This is a genomic window from Streptomyces sp. NPDC097640 (assembly GCF_040302705.1).
In the GTDB taxonomy this organism is placed as follows: Bacteria; Actinomycetota; Actinomycetes; order Streptomycetales; family Streptomycetaceae; genus Streptomyces.
The window spans coordinates 230,580-245,409 of sequence record NZ_JBEOSB010000012.1 but is presented as its reverse complement, the minus strand read 5'-3'; the positions used below and the strand labels follow the sequence as shown (position 1 = coordinate 245,409).

At 72.5% G+C, this 14,830-nt stretch carries 13 protein-coding genes; 3 read left to right on the top strand and 10 right to left on the bottom strand.

Annotated features, from left to right (window positions below):
• Nucleotides 1-121: 121 nt before the first annotated feature.
• The 5 genes from ABTY62_RS21105 to ABTY62_RS21085 all read right to left on the bottom strand — a co-directional run bounded on the left by ABTY62_RS21105 (nucleotide 122) and on the right by ABTY62_RS21085 (nucleotide 4,917).
• Nucleotides 122-1,654 (bottom strand): hypothetical protein, encoded by a 1,533-nt coding sequence (locus tag ABTY62_RS21105; RefSeq protein ID WP_352130950.1) that lies wholly within the window; start codon nucleotides 1,652-1,654, stop codon nucleotides 122-124.
• 113 nt (nucleotides 1,655-1,767) lie between these two features.
• Complete coding sequence (pcp, locus tag ABTY62_RS21100; protein WP_352130949.1) at nucleotides 1,768-2,430, bottom strand: pyroglutamyl-peptidase I; 663 nt, start codon at nucleotides 2,428-2,430, stop codon at nucleotides 1,768-1,770.
• A gap of 10 nt (nucleotides 2,431-2,440) precedes the next feature.
• Nucleotides 2,441-3,409, bottom strand: coding sequence for a DUF979 domain-containing protein (locus ABTY62_RS21095; protein WP_352130948.1), 969 nt, complete (start codon nucleotides 3,407-3,409; stop codon nucleotides 2,441-2,443).
• On the bottom strand, nucleotides 3,406-4,128 hold the full coding sequence (locus tag ABTY62_RS21090; RefSeq protein WP_352130947.1) for a DUF969 domain-containing protein: 723 nt from the start codon (nucleotides 4,126-4,128) through the stop codon (nucleotides 3,406-3,408). Before ABTY62_RS21090 ends, ABTY62_RS21095 begins: the two co-directional genes overlap by 4 nt.
• Nucleotides 4,129-4,227: 99 nt before the next feature.
• A complete protein-coding gene (locus ABTY62_RS21085; protein ID WP_352130976.1) occupies nucleotides 4,228-4,917 on the bottom strand; it encodes a GntR family transcriptional regulator in 690 nt (229 codons plus the stop codon).
• 176 nt (nucleotides 4,918-5,093) lie between these two features.
• On the opposite strand from ABTY62_RS21085, the gene ABTY62_RS21080 reads away from it, so the two are divergent.
• The 3 genes from ABTY62_RS21080 to ABTY62_RS21070 are packed head-to-tail and all read left to right on the top strand — an operon-like array spanning nucleotide 5,094 to nucleotide 7,395.
• Nucleotides 5,094-5,867 carry a LamB/YcsF family protein gene (locus ABTY62_RS21080; protein ID WP_352130946.1) on the top strand — a complete coding sequence of 258 codons (774 nt, stop codon included), beginning with the start codon at nucleotides 5,094-5,096 and terminating at the stop codon, nucleotides 5,865-5,867.
• A complete protein-coding gene (pxpB, locus tag ABTY62_RS21075) occupies nucleotides 5,864-6,529 on the top strand; it encodes a 5-oxoprolinase subunit PxpB (protein ID WP_352130945.1) in 666 nt (221 codons plus the stop codon). Before ABTY62_RS21080 ends, pxpB begins: the two co-directional genes overlap by 4 nt.
• A complete protein-coding gene (locus tag ABTY62_RS21070) occupies nucleotides 6,526-7,395 on the top strand; it encodes a 5-oxoprolinase subunit C family protein (protein WP_352130944.1) in 870 nt (289 codons plus the stop codon). The genes pxpB and ABTY62_RS21070 overlap by 4 nt, the downstream gene beginning before the upstream one ends.
• 51 nt (nucleotides 7,396-7,446) lie before the next feature.
• Here ABTY62_RS21070 and ABTY62_RS21065 read toward each other — a convergent pair whose 3' ends face one another.
• From ABTY62_RS21065 to ABTY62_RS21045, 5 genes are read right to left on the bottom strand one after another with little or no spacing between them, the layout of a single operon-like run.
• Nucleotides 7,447-8,673 (bottom strand): SGNH/GDSL hydrolase family protein, encoded by a 1,227-nt coding sequence (locus tag ABTY62_RS21065; protein WP_352130943.1) that lies wholly within the window; start codon nucleotides 8,671-8,673, stop codon nucleotides 7,447-7,449.
• Nucleotides 8,670-11,069 (bottom strand): glycosyl hydrolase family 95 catalytic domain-containing protein, encoded by a 2,400-nt coding sequence (locus tag ABTY62_RS21060; RefSeq protein ID WP_352130942.1) that lies wholly within the window; start codon nucleotides 11,067-11,069, stop codon nucleotides 8,670-8,672. Before ABTY62_RS21060 ends, ABTY62_RS21065 begins: the two co-directional genes overlap by 4 nt.
• Nucleotides 11,070-11,122: 53 nt before the next feature.
• The gene (locus ABTY62_RS21055; RefSeq protein ID WP_352130941.1) at nucleotides 11,123-12,919 is read right to left on the bottom strand and encodes an alpha-galactosidase D; all 1,797 of its coding nucleotides are present in this window, start codon (nucleotides 12,917-12,919) and stop codon (nucleotides 11,123-11,125) included.
• A 54-nt stretch (nucleotides 12,920-12,973) separates the two neighbouring features.
• Nucleotides 12,974-13,900, bottom strand: coding sequence for a carbohydrate ABC transporter permease (locus ABTY62_RS21050; RefSeq protein WP_352130940.1), 927 nt, complete (start codon nucleotides 13,898-13,900; stop codon nucleotides 12,974-12,976).
• Nucleotides 13,897-14,820 carry a carbohydrate ABC transporter permease gene (locus ABTY62_RS21045; RefSeq protein ID WP_311726792.1) on the bottom strand — a complete coding sequence of 308 codons (924 nt, stop codon included), beginning with the start codon at nucleotides 14,818-14,820 and terminating at the stop codon, nucleotides 13,897-13,899. The genes ABTY62_RS21050 and ABTY62_RS21045 overlap by 4 nt, the downstream gene beginning before the upstream one ends.
• Nucleotides 14,821-14,830: the final 10 nt, after the last annotated feature.

The window sequence follows — 14,830 nt, the reverse complement described above, 5'->3', positions numbered from 1 at the left end:
TGAAGCTCCTTGGGGGCGGCGGGCCGGCGGGCTGCGGCGGGCCGGCGGGCGTCAGCGGGCCGGCGGTCCGGGGCGGTCTCGCGGGCCGGGGCCGGGCCGCCGTATCGGCACAACACGCGCATTACGCCACCTCCGCGCGGTCCGCCGCCATCCCGGCCGCGTCCAGCATCGCCATGCCCACGATCAGATCCGCGCCGCCGAACTCCGGGTCGTCCAGATCGGTGCCGTCGTCGACGGCGAACAGCAGCCGCTCCTCCCCCTGGCGGTAGGCGGTGCCGACGGGCGGGCTCGCCGCGTGCACGGCCAACAGGGCAATCAGGTACGGGAGTTCGGGGTCCCGGCGGCGGGCCTCGGCCAGGAGGCCGGAGAGCCTGCGGGGGGCGTCGGCCGGGAGGTCCAGCAGCTGCATGGCGGTCGCCAGCTGCTCCTCGCTGAAGCGGCTGTCGTCGGGGGTGGCGATCAGGTCCGGCTCGGGCATCTCCGCGCCCAGGTGCTCGCGCTCGACGGGCGGGGTCAGCAGCATGTCCACCAGGTCGCCGACGCGCACGGACGTCGGGGTGCGCAGCCCCGTGCCGCGGGCGAAGAAGGCGTCGGTGACGCGGAGGGCGCGGTCCACGGGGAGCGGCAGCACGGGCGCGAGGAGCTGCCCGTACAGGTCGAGCCCGGCGCGCGCGGCCGGTGTGGCGAAGGCCTGGCGGTCCTGCTCGGCGCGGAACAGCGGTCCGGCCTCCAGCAGCCGGGACTGAAGCTGGGTGTGGCGGCGGATGCAGTCCTTCACTATGTCGACGAGCTCGGCGGCGCGGCGCTTGTTCTCGGCGCTCTCCGCCTCGTCGCGGGCCTTGCGGATATTGGTCAGGATCGCGTTCTCATGGCGGTAGCGGTCGGCGACGTGGTCCAGGGCCTCGCTGATCAGGTCGGGGACCGTGCTCAGCCAGTCGACGGCGCGGACGTTGCGCCGGGTGGCGTCCAGGGTCCGGCGCAGCGTCTCGGAGTACTGCACGGTGCGGTAGCGGGCCTGCTCGGCGGCGAGTTGGGCGTCGGCGAGGCGGCCGCGGCTGACCAGCACCTCCAGCTTCACCTCGGCGGCGATCTGGGCGCTGGTCACGTCCGTGTCGAGCGCGCCGACCAGGACGTTGACCGCCTCGTCGGTGGTGCGCAGATAGACGCTGCCGCCGGGCCCCGGCACCTCTTCGACGAGCTTGAAGTCGTAGTCGCGGCGCACATAGACGCCGTCGGGGCCGAACGTGCCGTACACCGCGCGGAAGCCGCGGTCCACACTGCCGACGTTGATCAGGTTTTCCAGCACCCAGCGGGCGACGCGCTCGTGCTCGGTGGCGGGCCGCTCCGGGGCCTGGGCGGCGACGCGGGGCAGCAGCCTGGCCACTATCTGGTCGTGGTCGGCGCCGGTGTCGAAGTCCATGTTGAGCGTGACCAGGTCGATGGCGGCGAGGGCGACCTCCGCCATCGCGTACACCGAGTACTCACCCGCCAGGCTGCCCTTGCGCGCGTCGAGGTCGTGGAGCGGCGCGGTGCAGGCGAGCGCGCGGAGCCGCCGGGCCAGGCCTTCGTCGGCGGCCGGGCCCGGGGCCGGGCGCGCTGCCCCGGCGTACCCGTTGAGCTGGGGCGCGGCCGCCCCGGGCGGTGGAGAAGTCACGTCGCACAGATTAGGCGCTCCCACCGACAACGGACGAAACGGCGCGGAGCGGCCGAGCGCGTCGACCGAACCGTCAGTCTAAGGCCTGTGCCGGACCGGCTCGGGCGGGCCGTTCAATGGGTGGCCCCCTCGGGGACGCGGAGGTCTTCGCGGGTGGTCACCGCCGTGGTGACGATGGCCCGCAGGGCGTGCGCCACCGTGTCGGCGGGCAGCGAGGGCTCGGCCCGGTCCACGACCTGTTCGGGGGCGTACGGGACATGGACGAATCCGCCGCGCAGGGCGGGCCTGCGGGTGGCTATCAGATGGGCGAGCCCGTAGAAGACGTGGTTGCAGACGAAGGTTCCGGCCGTCTGGGACACGGAGGCGGGAATTCCGGCCGCCCGCACCGCCGCGACGCAGGCCTTGACGGGCAGGGCGGCGAAGTAGGCGGCGGGGCCGCCCGGGACCACCGGCTCGTCGACGGGCCGCCGGCCGGCGTTGTCGGGGATCCGGGCGTCGTCGACGTTGACCGCGACGCGCTCGACGCTGATGCCGGTGCGGCCCCCGGCCTGCCCGACGCACAGCACCAGGTCGGGGTCGGCCGCCTCCACCGCGGCGGCCAGCTCCTCGAGCGCCGTGCCGAAGACGCAGCTCAGCCGGGCGGTGGTGACCTGGATGCCGGGCGGGGGCCCGGCTGCGACCAGCGAGACGGCCTGCCAGGACGGGTTGACGTCCTCGCCGCCGAAGGGCTCGAAGCCGGTGAGGAGCACACGGGTCACAGGGATCACTGGGGTCATTCGGGCCCCCTCAGAAGGCGAAGAGCGAGATGATGACGATGTTGCAGGCCAGCAGCGCCCCGGCGGTGGGGATCTGGGCCTTGATGGGCCCGTACTGGTCCTTCAGTTCGAGCAGCGCGGCGGGGACGATGTTGTAGTTGGCGGCCATGGGCGTCACCAGGGTTCCGCAGAAGCCGGCCAGCATTCCGACGGCGAGGACGACCGCCGGTTCGCCGTGCAGCTGCTGGATGAGCACGGGCCAGCCGACGGCGGCGGTCATCACGGGGAACGCGGCGAAGGCGTTGCCCATGATCGTGGTGAACACGGCCATGCCGACGCAGTAGACGGCCACGGCCACGTACTTCTGACCGTCCGGCAGCAGTTGTTCGGTGATCTTGCCGACCTGGGTGCCGACCCCGGCCACCTGGAAGATCGAGCCGAGCACGGCCAGCAGCTGGGGCAGCAGCAGCGCCCAGCCCATGGACTCCAGCAGACCGCGCCCGGCGTGCAGCGACACGGCGGGGTTGCGCTCGCGGACCACGAACATGGCGACCGCGAGCCCGGCGACGGCGCCGAATCCGAGGCCGAGGACGGTCTCGCTGCCCGGCTCGAGCACCGGCTCGCCGCCCACGTGCCAGTGCTTGAGGGCGGAGGCGCAGACGACCGCGACGAGCGGGATGGTGAGCGCGGGGATGAACAGCCTGCCGCGCAGCCGCGCGGCCAGGGCGGTGCGCTGCTCGGCGGTGGTGGTGCGCGGGGTGCCGCGCCCGGTGCGGCCGAAGCCGGCCAGGCAGACCATGGCCAGCACGGCGACCCCCAGCGGCTCGGCCGGGGCCTGCTCGCGGACCACCCAGGTGCTGTAGAGGAAGCACGCGCCCAGCAGGCCCCAGAAGGCCGCGGAGCCGAGGCGCTTGGGGTTGCTGCGGTCGACCGTCATCTGTGCGGCCATGGCGAGGAAGACGGCGCCGACCAGCCAGTAGAACCACTCGACCTTGATCACTTCGCGTCCTCCTGGGTGCGGTCGCCGGGCGCGGCGGAGCGGGCGGCCGCGGCCGTCAGTTCGCGGTCCAGGGTGCGGTCCAGGCGCAGCAGCCGGGCGCCGTGGATGAGGAAGGCGCACACGGCGGTCGGGATGGCCCACAGGGCCAGCTGAAGCGGCTCGAGGTGGGTGTCGTAGGTGGTGTTGACGAAGCCGGTGATGAGCAGGATCGAGCCGATGGCGAGGAAGCAGTCCTCGCCGAAGAACAGTCCGACGGTGTCGGCGCTCGCGGCGTACGAGCGGACGCGCTCGCGCATCCGCTCGGGCAGCGGGCCGTGGCGGCGCTCGGCGGCCCCCTCGGCCATCGGCGCGACCATGGGCCGCACGCTCTGCGCGGGCCCGCCGATGCTGGTGAGGCCGAAGGCCGCGGTGAGCTGGCGGAGCCCCAGGTAGAGGGCGAGGAAGCGGCCGGCGGTGAGCTTGCCGAGCCGGCCGATGAGGGTGCGGGCCTGTTCCTGGAGTCCGTTGCGCTCCAGGAGGCCGATGACCGGGAGGGTGATGACGAAGATCGTCACCGCGCGGCTGGAGGCGAAGCCGTTGCCGAAGGCCGCGAGAACCTCCCGGGGCGAGAGCTCGCCCAGCAGCCCGGTGACGATGCCGGAGACTCCCACCACCAGTAACGGATTGCGGCGGGTGGCGAATCCGAGGACCACCACCAGGACTCCGAGAAGAACGATCATTGGTCCCGCCTTCCGTGAGCAGGACCTCACGGAAGCCGTGAGGAAGAGTGCATCGGAGGCTAGAGGATCGTTGAACGATCCGACAAGCGCCCGGATCGTTTACGGCTCGGAAACCCGCTGGGCGTAGGCCTCGGCCAACTGGAGCCGGGAGTCGTTGAGATAGGCGGCGAGCAGCCGCTCGGCCTCGGGGGCGTCCCCGGACTGGAGCACCTCCAGGATGTGCCGGTTGCGGATCAGATAGGGCGCGTGGAAGCGGCGCGGGTCGTCCATGACGTGGAAGACGAGGCGGAGTTCGGCCAGTACGCCGCGCATCAGCTCATCCGCGCGCGGGCTGCCCGCGAGGGCCACGATCCCCTGGTGGAAGCGGATGTTGGCGGTGGACAGGTCCCGCCAGGCCCGCTCCCGCGCGGCGTGCTCCCCCGCCACGACGGCCGACTCGACCGCTTCCAGCGGGTACGGCGGCGCCCCGAGGCCGCGTACCGCGCCGCACTCCACCATCGTGCGCACCCGGAAGATGTCGGTCAGGTCGTCCACCGTCACCACGCGCACGAACACGCCGCGGTTGAGCTGGTGCACCAGCAGCCGCTCGTGGGTGAGCAGCCGGTACGCCTCCCTGAGGGTGTTGCGCGAGACGCCGAGCGACGCTTTGACGCTGTCCTCGGACAGCCGGGTGCCGGGCGGGAAGAACCCTTCGGCGATGCGGTCGCGCAGGACGTCCGCGACGCGCTCGGCGGTGCTCGTCCGCCCCAGCAGCGCCCGGTCGCCCTCCAGCCCGGCCAGCCCGGCCAGCCCGTCCGGCCCGGCCGGCGCGGAGGTCTCCACAATCAGCCGTTCCGCCCCGTCTCTCACCCTTGTTCCCCTTCGCTGCTCCTGAATCCCGTATGGCGAGAAGTCAATCCCAGAACCCGCACCGGAACAACATTCTTCTTGTCGGATCGTTCAACGATCCCCTACCTTGTCATGTCATGGCGGACCTCACCATCGATCTCAACGCCGACCTCGGCGAGGGCTTCGGCCGCTGGCAGCTCACCGACGACGACGCCCTGCTGTCCGTCGTCACCAGCGCCAACGTGGCCTGTGGCTACCACGCCGGCGACCCCTCGACCATGCGCCGGGTGTGCGAGCTGGCCGCCGAGCGCGGTGTGCGCATCGGCGCCCAGGTCTCCTACCGGGACCTGGCCGGCTTCGGGCGCCGCACCATGGATGTGCCGCCGCGCGAGCTGACCGACGAGATCGCCTACCAGATCGGCGCGCTGCGGGTGTTCGCCCGGTCCGCGGGGGCGGACGTGGTCTACGTCAAGCCGCACGGCGCGCTGTACAACCGCTGCGTATACGACGCGGCGCAGGCCGCCGCCGTCGTCGAGGGCGTGCTGCTGGCCGCCGACGCCGACGCCCCGCTGCCCGTCCTGGGGCTCCCCGGCTCCCGGCTGCACGAGGCGGCCGGCGCGGCCGGACTGCCGGTGGTGAGCGAGGGCTTCGCCGACCGCGCCTACACCGCGGCCGGGACGCTGGTCCCGCGCGGCGAGCCCGGCGCCGTGATCGCCGACCCGGGCACCGTGGTCAAGCGCTCCCTCAACTTCGCCCGCGACAGGTCGGTGACCTCGATCGACGGCGAGCCCGTCGAGGTGGACGTGCGGTCCCTGTGCGTACACGGCGACACCCCCGGGGCCGCCGACATCGCCCGCCGGGTCCGGGCCGAACTGGAGTCCGCGGGCGTGCGCGTGGAGCCGTTCGCATGACCGGCCCCGGCGGACCGGTCCGGGTGCGCGGGCTGCCGGTCGGGGACCACGCGCTGCTCCTGGAAGTGGACACCGGCGAGGCCGCCCTGGCCCTGCACGCCGAACTGCTGCGCCGCTCCGAGGCCCGGACGCTGCCCGCGGTGCGGGAGATCGTGCCCGCCGCGCGCACGGTGCTGCTGGACGGGGTGGCCGACCCGCGCCGCCTCGCGGCCGAGGTGGCGCGGTGGGACATCCCGCCGCCGGCCGACGGCCACGGCGCCACCGTCGAGATCCCGGTGCGCTACGACGGCCCGGACCTGGCCGATGTCGCCGAGCTGTGGGGGGTCGCCCCGCAGGAGGTCGCGCGCATCCACTCGGGCACCGAATTCCGCGTCGCCTTCTGCGGCTTCGCCCCCGGCTTCGGCTATCTGACCGGCCTGCCCGAGCGCTGCCGGGTGCCGCGCCGCGCCACCCCGAGGACCAGGGTCCCGGCCGGTTCGGTCGCCCTCGCGGGCCCGTACACCGGCGTCTATCCGCGCTCCTCCCCCGGCGGCTGGCAGCTGATCGGCACCGCGGACGCGGTGCTGTGGGACACCGTGCGCGACCCGGCCGCGCTGCTGTCCCCCGGCACGCGCGTGCGGTTCGTACCGCAACAGCCCCTACGAGAGGAGAGCTCCGCATGACGGACAGCGCCTTCGTCGTGGTGCGGGCCGGCGCGCTGACCACCGTCCAGGACCTCGGCCGGGCCGGCCACGCCCACCTCGGAGTGGTGCGCTCCGGGGCGCTCGACGAGCCCGCCCTGCGGCTCGCCAACCGCCTGGTGGGCAACCCCGAGGGGGCCGCGGCCCTGGAGACCACGCTCACCGGCTGCGCGGTACGGCTCCGCCGCGCGGCGACGGTGGCGGTCGTGGGCGCGCCCTGCCCGGTCACCGTGGACGGCCGCCCGGCCGCGTGGGGCGCGCCCGTGCGCGTACGGGCGGGCGCGCTGGTGGAGTTGGCGGCGGCCACCCATGGCGTGCGCGGCTATCTGGCGTTCGACGGCGGCGTGGCGGCCGAGCCGGTGCTCGGCAGCCGTTCCACGGATGTGCTCTCCGGTCTCGGTCCGCCCCCGCTCGCCGACGGCGCGGTGCTGCGGCTGGGCGCGCCGTACGGCCCGGCGCCCGCGGTGGGCGCCGCGTTCTGCCCGGCGCCGCCGCGCGAGCTGGTGCTGCCGGTCGTACTCGGCCCGCGCGACGACTGGTTCACGCCCCGGGCACTGCGCACCCTGGCCACCGGCGCGTTCCGGGTGTCGGCCGCGAGCAACCGGATCGGGCTGCGCACCGAGGGCCCCGCGCTGGAGCGCGCGAGGGACGGCGAGCTGCCCAGCGAGGGCATGGCCCTGGGCGCGCTCCAGGTGCCGCCGGACGGCCTCCCGGTGCTGTTCCTGGCCGACCATCCGACGACCGGCGGCTACCCGGTCGTCGGCGTCGTCCCCGAACCCCATCTGGCCGCAGCCGCCCAGGCCGTCCCGGGCACCGCGGTGCGCTTCGTACCGCGGAGGCCCCGGTAGAGGCCCGGGAGGCCCGGTAGCGGAGACCGGAGGCCGGGCCGGTGTCCTGAGTCAGAGCTTCGCCGACGCCGAGGACGCGGAGCAGTCGAGGCTCTTCAGGTCCACCGCGTCGGCCATGGCCTGCATACCCTTGTCGTTCGGGTGCAGATGGTCGCCGCCGTCGAAGAACGGCAGGATGCGCTCGTGGTCGTACGGACTGCGCAGGGCCCGGTCGAAGTCGGTGACCGCGTCGAACACACCGCTGTCCCGAATGAACGCGTTGACCTCCTGACGCACGGCCTCGGCCTCCGGATCCCACTCCGACCAGCCCTTGAACGGCCCGACCGTAGCGCCTACCACGCGCTTCCCGGCCGCGTGCGCCCGCCGGACGATCTCCCGGTAGCCGGCGATCATGTCCTCGGCGGTCACGCCGGTGTGCGCCTTGATGTCGTTGACGCCCTCGAAGAGGAACACCGTGCACACGCCGGGGTGGGACAGCACGTCCCGGTCGAGCCGGTGCAGTGCGCTCTGCCCGGCGCCGTCGGCCAGCACCTTGTTGCCGGAGATCCCCTCGTTGGCCACGCCCTTGATCGTCGTGGTGGTGGATTGCCGGAGCCGGCGCGCGAGGTAGTCGGGCCAGCGGCGGTTGAGGTCCGTGCTGGACTGCCAGCCGTCGGTGATCGAGTCGCCGAGGGCCACCACGGCTCCCGTTCCCGGGGACGCCCGGACCGTCACGGCGTCCAGGTAGAACCAGGAGCCGATGGTGCCGCCCCAGTTCGCCGGGGAGTCCTCGGCGGTGTGATCGCCCTGGGAGACATACGAGGTCTGCATGCTCATGCCGTGTCCGGTCGCCGGGCCGGCCGCGTCCGGGCTGTGCACGCTGATCACCAGGTTGGTCCCGGCGGCCACCCGGCCCGGCAGCGGGTCGCTGGTGACGGTCGCACCGGCCGGGACCGTAACGGACCGCGCGCCGCCGAACATCAGCTGCTGGTTGCTGCCGCGCACCAGGCCGGCCCCGACCGCCTGGACGCCCGCGTAGACGCTGTCGAAGGTCACCGGCCGGTCCCCGAAGGCATTGGAGAGCCTGACGCGCAGGTCACTCCCGCCGACGCTGGTGTGGACGACGAGCCGGTACGCGCGGTCCGGCACGCCCTCCCCCAAGCGGTCGGCGCTGGCTCCCCAGGTCACGACCTCGCTCCCGGCCGGCGCGGTCCGGGCCGTCGCCGGGACGGCCTGAACGGCCAGGGCGGCGACCGCCAGGGCCACCAGCACGCACCCCCGGCCCCGTCGGGCCCTCATCGGGTGAACCCCTTCAGCGTGACCGACTCCCCCGGCGCCAGCGTCACCGGCCGCGACGCCCCGCCGAACACCACCGTGGTGGTACGGCCGCCGACGCTGCGGACGCGTACCTCGGTCGGTGTGCCCTCCCGCCAGCGCAGGTCCACCACGAACCCGCCGCGCACCGGCACGCCGGCGACCGAGCCGGACGCGGCCCAGGCGCCGGGAAGCGCCGGCAGCAGCTCGATGTGTCCGGGGCGCGAGTACAGCAGCATCTCGATCATCGCGGCCGGTGTGCCGAAGTTGGCGTCGATCTGGAAGATGCCGCGTCCCCGCTCGACCTCGTAGATGTCGAACAGGTTGAACGCCGTGCCGTTGCTTCCGTCGGACGACGGAAGCAGGTTGTCGGCGACGAGCTGGTAGGCCTTGTCCGCGTTCTTCAGGCGCGCCCAGCACAGCGCCCGCCAGGCGTTCGCCCAGCCGAAGCTCTTCGTCCCGCGCGCGGTGAGCAGCGCGCGGGCGCCGTCGACGATCTCCTTCGGGGTGGAGCCGTCTGGGCGGATGCGGTCGCCGGGGAAGAGACCGACGAGCGGCGAGAGGTGGCGGTGGGTGGTCTCGCCGAGGTTGTCCGGCGACATCCACTCCTCCAGCCAGCCCGTCGTCGGGCTCACCCGCGGCAGGTACAGCCGGTCCCGCAGACCGGTGACGGTCCGCGCGTAGCCGGCGTCCTTGCCGAGTACGGCGGCCGCCTCGGCGTAGTTGCCGAACAGCGCCCACACCAGCTCCTGGGCGTAGGTGATGCCCTTGGCGTCCAGCGGGCCGTGCTCGGGCGACCAGTCGCTGTCGGCGATCAGCACCTCGCCCGAGCCGTCCGGCGCGGCGATGGTGAGCAGCCGGGCCTCCCAGAACGCGCAGGCGCCCTTGAGCAGCGGGTAGATCTTCGCCAGGTATCCCCGCGACCCGCTGTACTCGTAGTGCTCGTACAGGGTGTTGCCCAGCCAGGCGTTGCCCGCGGGATGCCACCACCAGCCGCCCCCGCCGTAGGGGTTGGTGGAGATGGCGACCGTCCAGCCCGCGACCTTCCCGGTGGAGTTGCGGTACCGGTTGCGCGGGTCGTTGAACAGGCGGCGGGTCAGGTCGGTCCACGCGGGCAGCTGGGCGAGGCAGTAGTCCGCGTAGGCGTCGAAGCACTGCGACAGGCCCGCCCGGTCGGCCATCCAGTAGTTCATCTGGATGTTGATGTCGGTGTGGTAGTCGCCCATCCAGTCCGGGTCGTTGCCGTCCAGCCACAGGCCCTGCAAGCCCAGCGGGAGGCTGCCGCGCGAGCCGGAGATCATCAGGTAGCGGCCGTACTGGAGGTACTGCGCCTCCAGCTCCGGGTCGGGGGCGCCGTCGCGGGCCCGTGCCGTGAGCCTCCCCCAGGTGTCCAGGGAGCGTTGCGCGTCGGTCGACGTGCCGAGCGAGAGGCTCAGCTGCTCGTACAGCGGGCGGTAGTCGGCGACATGGGTGCGCAGCAGGGTGCCGGCCGGGTGCCGGGCCGCGGCGGCGACCTTGGTGCGGGCCAGCGCCTCGGGGTCGAGGGCGGGGTCGCGGTACCCGCTGTCGGCGTCGGGCGCGTAGTTCGTGCCGCCGCTGAGGACGACGGTGAGGTCCGTGCAGCCGGAGAACTCGATGCGCCGCCCGTTCACCCGGACCCGGCCGCCGCTGCCGTACGCCTTGACCGCGGCCCCGTAGCGCAGGCCGTTGGGCAGCGTGGCGCCGAAGGACTCGGCCCCGGCCGGCTCCTCGCCGTGCGTGCCCTCCAGGGTGACGGTGCCGGTGTGGCGGCCGCCGCCGCTCTGGGTGAAGTGCAGGACGATCGCGTCGTCGGGGCGGCTGGCGAAGACCTGCCGGCGGTAGGTCACGCCGGAGCGGACGTAGCTGGTGGTGACCAGGCCCTGGGCGAGATCGAGGGTGCGGCGGTAGCCGTTCACGCCGGACAGGTCGTGGTCGGGGAGGTCCACCGTGAGCCGGGCCAGCAGGGTGAAGGAGCCGAAGTCGGCGCGGCCGTACGGGAACTGGCCGTCGCTGTCGAGCGTGTCGTTGAGGCCGCCGGTCCACATCGTGGCGTCGGTGACGAGGAGCAGTTCACGGCCGGGGTCGTTGCTCGCGAGGGCGCCGAGGCGGCCGTTGCCGACCGGCAGGCCCTGCTCGATCAGGGAGTGCTCGTCGCCGGGGGCCCGCCACCAGAGCTGGTCGTGCGGGCTGCTCGGTGCGGGCGCGGTCGCGGGGCGCCGGGGTTCGGCGGAGGCGGTGAACGCGGGCAGAGCGCCGAGGGCGGCGGTGAGACCGGCCGTCGCGGCGAGCGACAGCACGGACCGTCTGCTGGGATCGGTCGGGACGGTTCGTCCGCTGGGGTCCGTCGGGTGAGAGGGCATGGCGGCTCCAGAAGTCTGAGCGGGGCCCGGCCGCCCGGCCGGGCCCCGGGGGGTCAGGAGGACTTCGGTACGTCGATCCGGTCGATGTCCGGCGCGTAGCCGGAACCGCTGTCGAAGGTGACGGTGTTGGCACCGGCCTTGAGGCTCACCGGGACGTGGACGGTGTTGACCGTGGACCAGTCGCCGGTGGAGGGGAACTTGTGGCTGGTGGAGCCGTTGCCGTTGGCGGAGACCAGGGCGGAGCGGGCGTCACCGCTGATGTAGGAGACCTTGATCTGGTAGGTGCCGGCCTTGGCGACGACGACGTCGTTGAAGGTCAGCCGACCGCCCTGGTAGAGGTTGCCGACCTTCTTGCCGCCGGAGCAGGCGGAGCAGTCGCCGACGGACGCGTTGCCGGCGTGGGTGTTGGCGGGGTCCTCGGCCTCGGCGCCGGACCAGGTGACGGCCTGGCCGCGCGGGGTGACCTTGAACAGGCGGGAGCCATGGGCGGGCAGGGCCTGGGTGATCCGGTCCCGGTAGGTGCCGAGGTTCTCGTGGTTCCACAGGTCGCGCACCGCGGCCTTGCCGGTGAAGCCGAGCGTGGAGAAGTCGGCGGTCACCGCGGCGGGCGCGTCGGCGAGGTTGAACAGGGCGACGGTGAAGGTGCCGTCGGGGTTCTTCGCGGCCCACACCTGCTGCCGGTCGGAGGGGGTGACGGGCACGGCGGGCGGGGCGTCGCTCTGGTCGACGGCGATGACCTCGGTGTTGGTCAGCAGGGACAGGCCGTAGGAGTCCAGCCGGGTGAGGTCGTCACCCGTGTACAGCGGGGACTTGGAGATGGCCCAAAGGGTGGCATAGGACTGCCGCTCGGCCTTGGTCAGGCCGTCCATCGCACCGTTGCCGACGTTGAGGGAGTCGAGGTCGTTCCAGCCGCCGGGGCCGGCGTGCCGGGCCCAGGCCGGGGCGTCGTCGAACCGGTCGTCGACGGAGTTCTCCCAGCTGACCAGGGTGTTGCAGTAGCACTCGACGTCGGTGTCGATGCGCCAGCCGTGGGAGTACTTCTTCCAGTCGGCGAGGTGCCCGTAGTCCAGGGACCAGGAGATCTCCAGGTGGATCGGCCGGCCGGTGGCCGCGATGGCCTGCTGCCAGGCGGCGACGTCGGCGACGTTGTCGTAGTTCTCGCCGCTCTTGAAGGAACCGGGGCCGACGCCGTCGAGCTTGAGGAAGTCGTAGCCCCAGTCGGCGAACAGCTGCGCCTGGGAGTCGATGTACTTCTGGGCGCAGGGCTTGGCGAAGTCGAGCTTGTAGGCGCTGTCCCAGCCGTTGGTGGTGCGCAGGTCGGCGTAGACGAGGTCGGCGGTGGTGCAGCCGGGCGCGTTCCAGATGGGCGCGTCGCCTTTGTCGTACGCCTCCTTCTCCAGGCCGACCGGCAGATAGATGCCCGCCTTGAGGCCCTTGGCGTGGATGTGGTCGGCGACGGCCTTCATCCCGCGGGGGAAGCGGACCGGGTCGGCCTGCTGGCGGGCGTATTGGTCGAAGTGCGGCGTCCAGGCCTTGTCACGCCACCAGCCCGCGTCGATGTTGACGTATTCGTAGCCGTACTTCTTCAGCTTCGCGGCGAGCGCGTCGGTCTGCTTCAGGACGTTGGCCTCGGTGAGGTAGCTGTAGTCGCCGTCCGGGTTGAGCCCGGGGTACTTGGACGACTGCATGCTCCAGCTCGTCCAGCCCATGTAGGGCTTGGCGGCGGGCGTCGGCGCGGCGGTGTCCGCCTGGGCCGGCGGCACGGCGGCCAGGGCCCCCACGGCCATGGCGAGGACCGCCAGGAACCTCGGGGCGCGCGTGCGCAGCACGGAGTACGAGGGTGACCGCATGGGTCGTACCTCCTGGGGATGGGGATGCGACGGGGGGGTGGTGCGCGGGGCGGCTCAGCCCTTGCCCGAGCCGATGGTGAGGCCGCTGATGAACTGGCGCTGGAGCGCGAAGTAGACCAGCAGGGTGGGGATCGCGGTCAGCAGGGCGCCGGCCGCGATCAGGTTCGGGTTGGTGAAGTACTGGCCCTGGAGGTTGGCCAGCGCCGAGGTGATGGGCCGCTTGTCGCCGGTCTCGATGAGGGTGAGCGGCCAGAAGAAGTCGTTGTAGATCCAGATCGACTCCAGCGTCGCCAGCGCGGCGAAGGCCGGGCGGCACAGCGGCAGGATGACCTGGAAGAACTGGCGCCACACCTGCGCGCCGTCCACGACGGCGGCCTCGGAGATCTCCTTGGGGATCGTCTTCATGTAGTTGCTGAGGACGAACGTGCAGAAGCCGCACTGGTAGGCGATGTGGATGGCGATGACGCCCCAGGCCGAGTTGTACAGCAGAAGGGAGTCGCTCATCCACGGTGGGAGCGGGATCAGCAGGTACAGCCGGTACAGCGGGGTGATGAGCACCTGGGCGGGCAGCAGGTTGCCCGCGGTGAACAGCATCAGCAGCGCCAGGTTGAAGCGGAAGCCGAAACGGGAGACGAAGAAGGCGACGGCCGCGGAGAACAGCAGGGTGCCCAGCACCGAGGGGACGGTGATGAGGAGCGAGTTGAGGAGGAAGTGCGGCATGCCGGACTGGGTCCAGGCGTCGGTGTAGTTCTCCAGGCTGACGCCGTGCGGCCAGGAGAAGTAGCCGTGCCGGGCGGTGTCGCCGTACGACCTGAAGGACGTGTAGACGGCCCAGAGCAGCGGGATCAGCCACAGCAGTGAGACGCCCGCGAGCAGCAGGTGGCGGCGGGTGTCGCGGCGGGGGCGGGCCGGCCCCGCCGGCGGTCCGGGACGGCGGGCCGCCGGCGCCCGGGTGGAGCGTCGCTCCGCGGTGGTGGTCACCGGTCCTCCTTGCGGAAGGTCTGGACGAGGAACGTGCCGATCGCGGCCAGGGAGACCAGCAGGAGGACGACCGCGAGCGCGGACCCGTAACCGACCTGGCCCGACTCGCCGATGATGTTGTCCGTGATCAGCAGGGACAGCAGTTCCATGCCCGGTTTGCTGCCGACGCCGCCGCCGAGGACGTAGACGATGTCGAAGGCGCGCAGCGACTCGATCACCGTCACGACCAGGATGATGATGTTGACCGGTTTCAGCGCCGGGAAGATGACGCGCAGGAAGGTCTGGCGGCCGTTGGCCCCGTCCAGCGCCGCGGCCTCCTTCAGCGCCGGGTCGAAGCTCTTCAGGCCGGCCAGGTAGAGGATCATGATGTAGCCGGTGTGCCGCCAGCCGGAGGCGACCAGGACGGCCCACAGGTTCAGGTCGGGGTCGCCGAGCCAGTCGATGTGGTGCCCGGCGCCGGCCGCCCCGAGGGCGCTGTTCAGCAGTCCGGTGTCGGGGTTGTAGATGATCTCCCAGATGAACCCCACGACGGCCAGGGACAGCACCATCGGCAGGAAGATCGCGGTCTGGTAGATCCTGGTGAAGCGGATCTTCTTGTCGAGCTGGTAGGCGAGGAAAATGCCGAACGGGGTCGGCAGCAGTGCGGTGAACAGCAGCCAGATCACGTTGTGCCGCACCGCGGGCCAGAACGGCGGGTAGTTGGTGAAGATCTGGTGGTAGTTGTCGAACCCGGTCCAGCGGATGTCACCGAGGTCGATGCCGTCCCAGCTGGTGAAGGACAGCGCCACCGAGGCGAGCGCGGGGAGCCAGACGAAGACCAGCAGAGCGAGGACCGGGATGCCGATGACCGCGGTCAGAAACAGGCGGTCACCGGTGCTCAGGCGGCCGGGCCGGTGCGGGGCGGAGGGCGGAGAGGACACAGTGGGGGCC